Origin of the sequence: Rhizobium mayense, from assembly GCF_030272705.1 — a bacterium.
GTDB lineage: Bacteria > Pseudomonadota > Alphaproteobacteria > Rhizobiales > Rhizobiaceae > Rhizobium > Rhizobium mayense.
Genome location: NZ_JARFYM010000034.1, coordinates 56466 through 68954, shown reverse-complemented (window position 1 = coordinate 68954; position 12489 = coordinate 56466). Strand labels below are relative to the sequence as shown.

Annotated in this window: 8 protein-coding genes; 4 read left to right on the top strand and 4 right to left on the bottom strand. The window is 58.3% G+C overall.

Annotated elements, in window-relative coordinates:
• Positions 1-487 precede the first annotated feature (487 nt).
• Positions 488-667: a hypothetical protein gene (locus PY649_RS28775; RefSeq protein WP_285872323.1), complete on the top strand. Its 180-nt coding sequence runs from the start codon at positions 488-490 to the stop codon at positions 665-667.
• A gap of 644 nt (positions 668-1311) precedes the next feature.
• On the opposite strand, the gene ftsZ is transcribed toward PY649_RS28775, so the two are convergent.
• Complete coding sequence (gene ftsZ, locus PY649_RS28770; protein WP_285872321.1) at positions 1312-2334, bottom strand: cell division protein FtsZ; 1023 nt, start codon at positions 2332-2334, stop codon at positions 1312-1314.
• Positions 2335-2698: 364 nt separating this feature from the next.
• Positions 2699-4978 (bottom strand): CDC48 family AAA ATPase, encoded by a 2280-nt coding sequence (locus tag PY649_RS28765; protein ID WP_285872319.1) that lies wholly within the window; start codon positions 4976-4978, stop codon positions 2699-2701.
• Between the two features lie 686 nt (positions 4979-5664).
• Here PY649_RS28765 and PY649_RS28760 point away from each other — a divergent pair.
• The 3 genes from PY649_RS28760 (at position 5665) to PY649_RS28750 (ending at position 11389) form a co-directional block, all read left to right on the top strand.
• Positions 5665-7710 (top strand): SPFH domain-containing protein, encoded by a 2046-nt coding sequence (locus PY649_RS28760; RefSeq protein ID WP_285872318.1) that lies wholly within the window; start codon positions 5665-5667, stop codon positions 7708-7710.
• Positions 7711-7899: 189 nt separating this feature from the next.
• Positions 7900-10770: a M16 family metallopeptidase gene (locus PY649_RS28755; RefSeq protein ID WP_285872317.1), complete on the top strand. Its 2871-nt coding sequence runs from the start codon at positions 7900-7902 to the stop codon at positions 10768-10770.
• A 175-nt stretch (positions 10771-10945) separates the two neighbouring features.
• Complete coding sequence (locus PY649_RS28750) at positions 10946-11389, top strand: ATP-binding cassette domain-containing protein (protein ID WP_285872316.1); 444 nt, start codon at positions 10946-10948, stop codon at positions 11387-11389.
• Positions 11390-11515: 126 nt separating this feature from the next.
• Here the strand turns inward: PY649_RS28750 and PY649_RS35210 are convergent, their stop codons facing one another.
• Complete coding sequence (locus PY649_RS35210) at positions 11516-11842, bottom strand: IclR family transcriptional regulator domain-containing protein (RefSeq protein WP_432761423.1); 327 nt, start codon at positions 11840-11842, stop codon at positions 11516-11518.
• A 12-nt stretch (positions 11843-11854) separates the two neighbouring features.
• A complete protein-coding gene (greA, locus tag PY649_RS28745) occupies positions 11855-12337 on the bottom strand; it encodes a transcription elongation factor GreA (protein ID WP_285872314.1) in 483 nt (160 codons plus the stop codon).
• Positions 12338-12489 lie beyond the last annotated feature (152 nt).

The window sequence follows — 12489 nt, the reverse complement described above, 5'->3', positions numbered from 1 at the left end:
TCAACCCGGCCCAGCCGGCCGGATCGGGGGCTGACCATCAGAGCCAGTGTCGCGTTTCTAACTGGCTGACGACGTCGCGCCTCTAGTCAGCTTTGACATGGGCTGTAGCGGCAAAGTTAGAATGTCCTGATCCTGCAAAGTTGGAATGTCACTCTCTTCCCCGTTTTGGCAGCGGCCGAGATTGCACAGCGTGAGCCAGGGCTTTTCGCGCTTGATGGCGACCCAAGTGGACATTTCTACTTCGCACAATAGCTGACATTCCAAGTCACACACCACATGGGCTGCACTTGGCGCATTTTATTTTCATGTAAAAACCGAAGAATGCGGCCATCCATGAATTGGGCTCGTTTATGCCAATCCGTTCGGAATGCGTTCATCTGGACCAGATATAGTGCAAGGAAAGCAATTGAACCCTTGCGGAAAGGCCGAGACTCCCCATCAAACGGCCTTTCATTCGTCAGGTGTGGTTCTGACGAAGGAGACGATGATGGAATATGATGAATATTCGAAATTTGAAGGGCGGCAGTATGTTCGAAGAGCGGTTCTGGCTGTCTTTGTTTGTGCCGCCCTCGCAGCCCTTGGAGCATGGCTTGTCCAGCCGAAAACGGCCTCGGCCGAGCTGTATCCGCCTTTGCCGGATTCAGCGGCATCGACCGTTTCCCTTTAGCAATCTTCTCGCGAAGGTCTGACGGTTAGGATAACTGTTGCTCTCCGCAAGGCCAACCCGTCAATGTCCCGTGTGATTCGAAGACACTAGCGATACGCCCTGTTCGACTGTCCATGTGCGAGGCAGATTTGCACATATGATCCAAGTCAAGGCGATTACGGAGACAAGAGCTATCCACGTCTCCCAGGATTGCTGACGAAACGGCAACGGCCAACGCGATCGCGAGCTCTTTGGATCATATGGCATCCGCCAACCCCTTAATTAGGCGAATGCCGTCAGCATTGAGACAATGAGTCTGGATCGATGCCATGATCGCCTCCTCTGCCCTCGCACCCACTCGACTCTCCTAACTTACGTTTGTCGGGCTCGAATTGTCTAGTACCTAGATCGACAATATCTGGTAACGGAGCCGGAAGCGACGAGCGGGTTTTTCAATTTCAGCGGATTGCGAAGCAAATAATTCTACAAACGACCGCCATGGCAAAGATGCCGTGAAAGCGCTTTTCGGTCAAACGCTAGCCGGCGCGGGCGAAACTGCCTCTGAATAATGTCTTTGATTGGCAGAGTCGGCCGCCCGCCAAAGAAGCGATCGAAGGGCGGCGTTGACACCGAATTCTCTCTCGTCACCCTTGAAATCGCGCGTATTACTGCAGGGTGTATTTCTGATCCAAATCCTGGGCCAAGACGTCCATTGGTTCAACGGGTCCGTCGCCATCCAATCCGGTCGCCACAATCGAAAGACGGAATCTGCCGTCGAGGGCGCGGTCGAAGATCGCACCGACGACAATTTCCGCGTCGGCTTGCACTTCATCGCGAATGCGGCTCGCTGCCTCGTCCACCTCGAAGAGCGTCATATCCGAACCGCCGGAGATCGACACCAAAACACCCTTGGCACCTCTCATTGAAACGTCATTCAGCAGGGGGTTCGCGATTGCCGCCTCGGCCGCTCTCATCGCCCGGTCATCCCCAGTGGCTTCGCCCGTGCCCATCATGGCTCGGCCCATCCCACGCATGACGGATTTCACGTCCGCGAAATCAAGGTTGATCAGGCCTTCCTTGACGATGAGATCGGTGATGCATCCGACGCCGGAATAAAGAACGCGATCGGCTGTCATGAAGGCGTCCGCAAAAGTGGTCTTTGCATCGGCAATGCGAAACAAATTCTGATTGGGAATGACGATCACCGTATCGGCTGCCTGCTGCAGCGCCTCGATACCGAGATCGGCCGTTTTCATGCGGCGATTGCCCTCGAACGAAAATGGCTTCGTGACGACACCGACGGTCAAGATGCCGGCCGAACGGGCGGCCTGAGCGATCACCGGTGCAGCCCCCGTCCCCGTTCCGCCGCCCATTCCCGCGGTGATGAAGCACATGTGCGAACCGCTCAAATGATCCATGATCTCATCGATCGATTCCTCTGCAGCCGCGCGGCCGACTTCCGGCAGCGAACCCGCACCTAGACCTTCTGTTACATTTGCTCCGAGTTGAATGCGACGTGATGCCTTCGATGTCGCGAGGACCTGAGCGTCCGTGTTTGCCGCGATGAATTCCACACCCGCCAATTTTTCAGCAATCATATTATTGATCGCATTTCCACCGCCTCCGCCGACGCCAACGACAGTAATGTTTGGCCTGAGGCCTGTGATACCGCTTTTGACGTCCGTCATGTTTTCTCTTCCCTCATTCATGGTAGGTGCAGTTCCATCGCTTTGAGCAGCGAATCACCGTTGAGGCTACGAGCGCAACAAGGCGGCGACGGGGCAACAGAGTTTGCGAGCGAGAGAAGCCGACCAGTGTTCCGCGCCAGCGGGCCGGCAGCCAATTCCCGCCCCTGTTAGAACGTCCTTGACTCGGCCCCTACGATCGCCGTCAGACGCGCGTTTTCTCCCGGAGGAAATCGACTGGCGGAAGTTGGTAGTCTGCTCGTGAAGTGTCAGTGATCTGGCTACTCCTAGCGACGCGGTCTTGCCGGTCAGCTGCAGACCTATGATCTCTTTCCTTGGTTTTTGACATAGATGGAGCGCGCTAATACTAGTCCTTTGCCTGACGCGGTGTGAAGCCGATTTGCATTCGCTGTTGCGGATTTTCTTGGCGGAGAGTCCGTAGCATTTCCTCATAATCCCGCTCGACTTCCGGGGTTACCGACGGGCGAACCTCCTGGAGGGCTCTGTCGAAGTCCTCCTTTGTCACCTTTGACGCATCGATAGACTGCCGCAATGCGATAAGGCCGGACCGGCGTGTCAGATCCTCAAGATCCGCACCGGTAAAGCGTTCGGTTCGCTCCGCCAGCGCGTCGAGATCGACGTCCTCGGCCAGAGGCATTTTCTTCGTGTGGATGCCCAGGATTTTTCGCCGAGCCTTTAGGTCCGGTACCGGGACATAAACCAACTCATCGAAGCGCCCCGGCCGGAGCAAGGCGGGATCAAGCAGGTTCGGCCGGTTGGTCGCCGCCATGACGACGACACCTTGCATATCCTCCAATCCGTCCATCTCAGCCAACAGCGTGTTGACGACGCGCTCCGTTACCGCCGGTTCTCCAAGACCACCCCCTCGAACCGGAGCCAGAGAGTCGATCTCGTCAATGAAGATGACGGTCGGCGCTACCTGCCTCGCGCGTTCGAAAAGGCGCGAGACCTGCTGCTCGGACTCTCCGTACCACTTCGAAAGAAGATCGGACGATTTGGTCGCGACGAAATTCGCCTCGGCCTCGCGAGCGACGGCCTTGGCCAGCAATGTCTTGCCAGTTCCAGGAGGACCGAAGAGGAGGAACCCCTTCGCGGGACGGATACCCATCCGCTTGAACGATTGAGGGGACCTGAGAGGGAGTTCAACCCCCTCCTTCAACTTCACCTGGGCTTCGTCGAGCCCACCGACGTCCTCCCAACGTACGTTCGGAGCCTGGATCATGATCTCGCGCAACGCAGACGGCTGGATACGCCTCATCGCAGAGAGGAAGTCGTCCTGCGAGACGGTAAGCTTTTCGAGAACCTCGGCGGGGATGCCCTCCTTCAGGTTGACGTCTGGGAGCACCCGACGCAATGCGTCCATGGCGGCCTCGCGCACCAAAGCACCAAGATCCGCCCCGACGAAGCCATATGTGGTCCTGGCAATCTCGTCCAGGTCGGTATTCTCGGCGAGCGGCATGCCTCTGGTGTGGATGGCGAGGACCTCTCGTCGACCATTCTGGTCCGGAACCCCGATGACAATCTCACGGTCGAAGCGCCCGGGGCGACGCAGCGCCTCGTCGATCGCGTCTCGCCTGTTTGTCGCGCCAATGACAACGATGTTCTGCCTCGGCTCCAGCCCATCCATGAGGGTTAGCAACTGGGCGACGATGCGCCGTTCGACTTCTCCGGTCACTTGCTCGCGCTTTGGCGCGATGGAGTCGATTTCGTCGATGAAGATGATGGACGGCGCGTTCTGCGAGGCTTCCTGAAAGACCTGCCTCAGGCGCTCCTCGGACTCCCCGTAACGGCTGCCCATGATCTCGGGACCGGCGATGTGGTAGAAGTTGGCTTCGGTCTCATTGGCGACGGCACGGGCCAGCAGCGTCTTGCCGGTCCCCGGGGGGCCATAGAGAAGCACGCCTTTTGGCGGTTCAATGCCCAGACGCTGAAACAGCTCGGGATGGCGCAACGGCAATTCCACCATTTCGCGGACTTGCTCGACAGAGCTCCCAAGTCCGCCGATATCGTCATATGTCACGTCAGCTCGACGGGCTTCCTTTGGTTCCTCAAACTGCGAACGCAATTCGACAACCGTCTGCTCGGTCATTTGGACGATGCCGCGAGGTTGCGTCGAGACAACCACGAGCCTGATTTCCTGCAGACCGTAGGCTGGGAGATCGAGTAGGCTCCGGAGGCGTGGGTCCGCAGCGCGTGGATCTCTTACTCGTTGCTGGACCGAGGTCGAAACAACGTCGCCTGCCACCATGGGACGGTGAAGAAAAGTGCGCTGCAAAGCTTCACCAGAGCCCTGCAATACCAAGTTTTTCTGCGCCGGACCGAGGACAACCTTCGTAGCAGGCCTGGCCTCTACCTTGCGAACCTCAATATGGTCGCCGCTTGTTGCGCCTGCATTCACGCGCTGAAGACCATCGAGCCGGACCAGGTTTAGGCCCTCATCATCGGGATAGGGCTTCATCGCGATCGCGGCCGTGTGCCGTTTGCCGATCAATTCGATAAGCTCACCCTCTCGTATGCCGAGCTTGGCCATCGCCGTCGCGGATAGGCGGGCGATACTGGCTCCAGCATCCTGCGGTCGCATATTGGCAACTTGCAGCGTGAGGATTTGATCGTCGGGAACAGACATGGCACCCCCCCAAAAAAATTGTGATGAAGCACTGCCGTGACAGCTAGAGTGCTTACAGAAAAAGCAAGCAATTATCCAGCGCGCGCATGAAGAGAATCACGCATTCCCTGCCGCCGACGACGGATCCACCTGCTGGTACCCGAAATGCGTCAAGGAGCGAACTATACAGAGGTGTAAGTCCAGCATCGTTGAAATCAGCTACCGTTGGGAGATGACTCCGTGTGCGCGACACGCAATAGCAGCAAGGCGGGCTCGGACGCCCTCCCCCACAAACCGACAGCTTGGCGCTATATTCTCGTATGGCGCGAACATTTGGACATAGCCAAGGTCGATGTGAAACGCTCAATATCCAGGTATAGTTCAGTGGAATTGAATGCTCGAAATAAAAAATTTTTGGAAGTATTTATCCAATTTCCGCGTCAAACATCTTTAAACCTATAGGCGCAATAATTACGTCATGTATCGTTATGTCTATCAAGGCAACACCGATGTGAGATCACTCACGACCACGCCGCCCCTCGGTGGGGACCGGGACGCGCGGTCATTTCCCAGGCAATGAGCAGCCCAAGCGTTCGACATGCACTTAGTGCGTCGAACGGATAGGCGTGCAAATCCCCGTCTTATCAACCAACACCAACCGGGCGGCTGTCGGGTGGACGAACCCGTGCGCCCATAGGAGAGCAAAGATGGAAGCCTTACAATATCTCAGCCCGATGGAGTGGATGGCGATCGAAATCGCCGTCTCGGTCATCGTGCTGGCAATCCTGTTCCGGTGGAGCGGCCTGATCCGCTATATTCCCAACGACAGGCTCGGCATCCTCGAAAAGCTGTGGAGCTTTCGCGGCTCCGTCAGGAACGGCTTCATTGCACTCAACGGTGAGGCCGGATTCCAGCCTGAAGTCGTGCGCGGCGGCCTGCATTTCTTCATGCCGTTCCAGTATTCAATGCATCGCGCCGATCTCGTGACTATTCCGCAGGGCCAAATCGGTTATGTTTTCGCCCGCGATGGCAAGCCATTGCCGCCGACCCAGACGCTCGCCTCGAATGTCGAAGCCGATGACTTTCAGGACGTCCGCGGCTTTCTCGAAAAGGGCGGCCAAAAGGGTCCGCAGCGCAAGATCCTGCGCGAAGGCACCTATGCCATCAATCTCGCGCAGTTCATCGTGCTGACCGCACAATCGACCTATGCCGTAAACCTGAACTCGTCGGAACAAAAACTCTTTGCGGACATGTCGGGGCTGATCACGGAGCGGAATGGCTTCGAACCCATCGTCATCCATGATGCCGAGGACATGATCGGCATCGTCACCATCCACGACGGTCCGGCACTGCCGGATGGCGAGATCATTGCACCGACCGTTGCCAACGACCCGAAAGATCCGAACTTCCATAACAATTTCCAGGATCCGGAGAAGTTTCTCAATGCCGGCGGTTATCGCGGCCGGCAGTTGCAGGTGCTTGCGGACGGCAGCTATTTCCTTAACCGCATCTTTGCGACCGTCGAACTGGTCGAGAAGACGATCATCGATGTTGGCACGGTGGGTGTCGTCGTCTCCTATACCGGCCGGCGAGGCGCGGATATTTCCGGCCAATCCTATCGCCATGGCGAACTGGTCGAGACGGGCGCGCGCGGTGTGTGGTCGACGCCGCTTCTGCCGGGCAAATATGCGTTCAACACCTATGCCGGCAATATCGTCGTCGTGCCGACCACGAACTTCGTGCTCAAATGGACCAAGGAGCAGTTCGGCGAGCACCGGCTGGACGAAAATCTCTCGGAAGTGTCGCTGATCACCAAGGATGCGTTCGAGCCCGTGCTGCCGCTCTCGGTGGTCGTGCATATCGACTATATGAAGGCGCCCCTCGTCGTGCAGCGTTTCGGAGATATCAAACGGCTGGTCGAACAGACGCTCGATCCGATGGTCTCGGCCTATTTCAAGAACATCGCCCAGACCAAGACGTTGATCGAACTCTTGCAGGAACGCAGCGAAATCCAGCGCAAATCCGGAGACGAAATGCGCGAGAAGTTTGGCTCCTACAGCCTTGAACTGCAGGAAGTGCTGATCGGTACGCCGCGCGCCAACAATGGCCAGAACAGCATAGAGCAGATCCTGATCCAACTGCGCGAACGTCAGATCGCCGTTGAAAAGGTCGGCACCTATAAATTGCAGGAGGCGGCTGCGATTCAGGAGCGCACATTGCGCGAAAAGGAAGCGCTCGCCGAACAGCAGGCCAAGATCACGACATCAGCCCTCACCATCGAGATTAGCGAGAACGAGGGTAAGGCGCAACTCGCCCGCACCCGCCAGCAGGCAGAAACCATCCAGGTCACCGCCAAGGCAGAGGCCGAGAAGGTGCGCCTCGCCGGCCTCGGCGAAGCCGACCGGATCAAGGCTGTCGCGCTTGCCGATGCCGAACGCATCAAGGCGACCGGTTTTGCGGATGCCGAAAAGGTGCGCGCCATCGGCCTGGCGGAAGCCGAGGCCACCGAAAAGAAAGTCGCGGCCTTCGGTGGACCGGACTATCAGCTCAACTCACAGGTGCTCATGCGCTTCGCCGAGGCCATAGAGAACGGCAGGCTGCCGCTCGTGCCGCAGATCCAGGTCGGCGGTGCCGGCGGCGAGAAAGGTGCCACCAATGGTCTTGTGGAAATGATGCTATCGATGCTGGTCGCCGACCGTCTTGGGCGACAGGCGCCGCCGGCTGCGGTGCCGGCACCACTCGAGCAGGATTAATTATGGACGGGCCGGTTACACCGGCCCGTTTTGCATCCCGCCACCAACGGACATGCGAACCACGCCTGCTTCATCAACCATTTTCTCGTACGTCGCTTTTCGCAACCATGGCTATTGATAACCAGCGCAACCTATTCGATAGTGATGCGAGAGTAACACATTCCTCCCCTCTCCCATTCCGAGATTTGCATGTCCTTCCTCCATTCGGGATTTTCGGTACGGACGCAGTATCTGAGCGCCATGGCGCTGCTTGCAACCCTGCTCATCGTGGCATCGCCGCTCCAGGCCGCTCAGCCGGCCACACCCTGGCCACAGGCGTCAAGCGATCTGCAGCCGGACACGGCCGTTCGATACGGCACGCTCACAAACGGCATGAAATTCGCCGTCATGCATAACGCCACACCTACTGGACAAGTTGCGATCCGTTTCCGCATCGAAGCCTGGTCGCGCGACGAGGACGATGATCAGCGTGGTCTAGCGCATTTCCTTGAACATATGGCGTTTAGAGGCAGCACACACGTCGCCGAAGACGAGATGATCGGTCTCCTCCAACGCAAGGGGTTGACGTTCGGACCTGACGTCAACGCCTATACCAGTTTCGATCAGACCATCTACAAACTCAATCTTCCCGAGGCCGATACCGATACGGTATCGGCTGGATTGATGCTGATGCGCGAAACCGCCGGCGAGCTGAGGCTTGACCCCGGCGCCTTCGAACGGGAGCGTGGCGTCATCCTCGCCGAAGAACGGCAGCGCGATACGCCGCAGGCACGAGCCGATCATTGGCTCGATAGCTTGCTGCTTGCCGGTCAGCTTGCACCCCTGCGCCCGCCGATCGGCGACACGATCGTTATTCGCAACGCAACGATCGACCGGCTGCGTGACTTTTATCGCGCCAACTATCGCCCTGATCGTTCCACTCTCATTGTGGTTGGCGATATCGAGCCGGCAGCAGTCGAGGCCGAAATCAGACAGCGTTTCAACGATTGGACTGCCGTCGGGCCGACTGCGCCAAGGCGCGATCTCGGGGCACTTCGACCGTACCAGGCTGGTGTCGACGTTCTCAAAACCGTAAGTGGCGCAGGATTTTTACAATTCGCCTGGATGCGCCCTCATGAGGAGGTACCCGATACGCGCCGTTCACGGCGGCAGAAAACGATCAGGGACATTGGGCTGCATATTCTGGCACGTCGCCTCGACCTCCTCGCGCATCGACCCGATACCCCGTTCCTCAGAACAAACGTCGGCGCTGTGAATTTCCTCAAATCCGCCGATATGATCTCGATCTCCGCTGACATCGCGCCTGCGGCGTGGCAATCGGCATTGGCCGCCATGGACCAGGAACAGCGTCGCATCGTCAAATTCGGTGTCCTCCAGGCGGAGGTCGATCGCGAAATCCAAAACGAGCGCGCCGCTCTGCAGACGGCCGCTGCAGGCGATTCGACGCGGCCCAGTACTGCCATCGCCGACAAGCTCGCCGCAAGCACCGATGAAAGAAAAGTCCTAATTTCGCCGGCCGAAGATCTCGCGCTTTTCGACAGCATGGCGAAAAAGTTGACCGCCGCGGATGTCGACAAGGCACTGCGGCAAGCCTTCGCCGTCAAGGGCCCACGTCTTATCCTGCAAACACCAGAGATGCCGTTTGGCCAAGAGGCTGCCATCGAAAAGGCCTATAGAGCTTCGCGCGCCGTGCCCATTTCGGCCCAGGTGTCCGCCGCCATCCCTATCTGGCCCTACACGACGTTCGGTCCGTCGGGAGCAGTCAGCGAGAGCCACTCAATCGACGATCTCGGGATCATCCTCGTGCGTTTCGCCAACGGCGTACACTTGGCCGTCAAGCCGACAAAGTTCAACGACGGAGAGGTGCTGGTGCGTGCTGACATCGGCCACGGGCGGCGTGATTTTCCCGTTGTACAGCAAATGGCGGCATGGGCAGCCGCGGCTTTCATCCCCGGTGGCCTGAAAGCGATCAGTTATGACGAGATGTGGCAAGCCCTATCAGGCAAGGAAGTCAGCATCCATTTCTCCTTCAACGACGATGCCTTCACGCTTCAAGGCAAGACGCGACCGGGGGATATGGCAACGCAAATGCAGATGCTTGCCGCCTATGCGTCCGACCCCGCCTACCGCCCGCAGGCATTCGCACAGCTTCAAGAACGTTATCGGAACGATCTCAGCGATAATCAGTTGACCGCCACCAACATAGCCGACCGCTTTCTTCCAGGCTTGCTGCATGCGGGTGATCCGCGCTGGGCCGCCCCCGACCATCGGCAAATCTCCTCCGTCACACCCACGGATTTTCAGGCGCAATTCGCGCCCTATCTATCGAGAGGGCCGATCAACGTCAGCATCGTCGGCGATGTGACGGTCGACGATGCGATCCGTCTTACCGCCTCGACATTCGGCGCACTGCCGGAGCGGCCGGCGACAGCGCCAGCAGCCGATGCACCGTCGGTGCATTTTCCTGCGCCAACGAAACAGCCGGTCGTCCTGAATCAGCTGCAACGACCCGACAATGCGGCGGCGCTCCTGGCTGTTCCAGTGGGCGATCTTTTGTCCGATCTACAACGCACTTATGCGACAAGAATTGCCGGCCGAATCTTCCTAGAGAGGCTGACCGCCCAATTCCGCCGCAGCGAAGGTGCGACCTACACTCCTCGGGGCAACACAGTGCTCTCCGAAGTTTTCCCCGGATATGGCTATGCCTATGTCTACGCGGAGACGACGCCCAACGAGATTGGGCGCTTTTATGAGATCACCGAAAAGATCGTAGACGATCTGCGCAGCGTCGACGTTACGTCGGATGAGCTTGCGCGCGCCAAGCAGGCGTTTGTCGAAGGCGTTGACCAGGAGCGCCAGCGTAACAACTATTGGCTGCCGCAACTTTCTGGCATTCAGACCGATACCCGCCGCATCGATTTTCTCCGCACCATTCGCGGTGGCTATGAGACGGTGACGGCGCAGGACGTGCGTGCAATTGCTCAAACCTATTTCACACCCGAAAAGTTCTGGAAATTCGAGGTGCTGCCAACATCCGCCAACTCTGCGGTAGACCGATAAGCGCCTGCTCCTTCTGCATGGGTTTGCCAGCTGGGTTCAGAGGTGGGCGGCAATGCCACCCCAGTCCTCAAGGGCAACATCGGCGATCAATTGCGGGGAGGTCCAGTCGTAGCCCCAGATACGGCCGCCACCATCAACGCCCTGCCCCTTCGATCAGACCGCGGTGGAGGCCGGGATGAAGAATGTCCGTGCCGCCACAGAAAATCTGCAAGCGGTGATCCAAGATTACCTGCTGACCGTTCTGAAGCACGTCAAGGAAAAACCCCGTTCCTGTACGACCGACTGGCCCGGCGGCGATCTTATCGCGCGGCTCGCTCTTACGCCCTGGCTCGGCCGGCCGATTAGGGAATATTCGCTTGGCACCCGCGCAAAGGTCGCGATCGGGGCCGCGTTGGCCGGCTCGCCGGCGCTGCTCCTCTTTGATAAGTCTTTGAACGGGCTTGACCCGGTCGCGGCGTGGGAGGTCAAGGCCCTCCTCGGCGAACTAGCAGCGAGCGGGGACCATGGCGTGATCGTTTCGACGCATGTCGTCGAGGCCGTTCCCGGCTTCTGCAATCGCGCCATTTTCCTGGCCGAAGGCTCGATCGCGGAAAGCTGGGATGCCGCGGCCCTCACCTAGGCCTCCGACCGGCCCGGCGGCTTCGGGCCGCCTGTCTCAGGCAGGCGCTTAGACAACATACTGCAAGCGGCAGCCAGCGCAACATCAACGACACTCGGCCGCGCTCGGCGAAATCAGGCGGATTTCTTATCTTTCGCCTTTCGAAAACCCAACCTTTCTGAAATCTCCAGGCCGCCGACCAACATAGTCTCGATACACTTCTTCCGATGCTCGGAGGTGTATCGCAGCTGGGGAGTGAGAACGTCCAAGGCAGCGGCGGTACGGCCTTGATAGTACTCTATCGGAACGGCGATAGCGTCGCCTCCGGCCACAAATTTGCCCCGGCTCGGCATAGCCGCGCTTGCGGATGACGGCCACTTCCTTGCGCAATGCATCGGCATCCGTGATTGTATTTTCTCGAATTTGCACGGGCTCAACGCGTGCCAGATATTCGTTCAGCTCCTCGTCGCTCATTGCCGTGGCGCTTTAGGAGATGGCAATGATCTCGAGCTCTTGATCACCTATGCTGACGACATCCCCAATCGCTTTACCCAACAGAGATTTCCCCACCGGGGCTACGAAGGAGATCGATCCGGCTTTCGGATCGGCTTCGTCCTCCCCCACGATACGATAGGTCTGCACGCGTCCATCGCTGCGGCTGAAGGTTACCGTGTGGCCAAAGGCAACGATGTCGAATGAAGTCGGGTTGGGGATCACCTGCGCCGTGCGAACTCTTGCCGAAAAGTATCGCGTGTCCCGCAACGGAATTGCCGCCTGCCGCCGCCGTTCGTTCACGTCTTCGATCGCACTGGCGGCATCATAGGCTTCGCGCGCTTCTTGGAGCTGCAATTCCAAGGCTTCCAGCCCCGCTTCCGTAACGAGGTTCGGGTGAGGTGAAATTGCGCGGTCGGGCAGCAACGTTTCCGCAGCTGTTTCGGCGCTTTCTTCCTTCATGAACGCGGTGCTCAATTTTAAACTCCATTTTGACGGCAGGCGAGCCGATATCGACACGTCGGCGGCTGTCACCGGCGCAGATCAATTCCGTTCGATTTTTCTGATGGTCACAGGCAGCTAAAATACCTCAATCCTGCGCAAGCAACGAGAGATTTTTCCAGATGGTC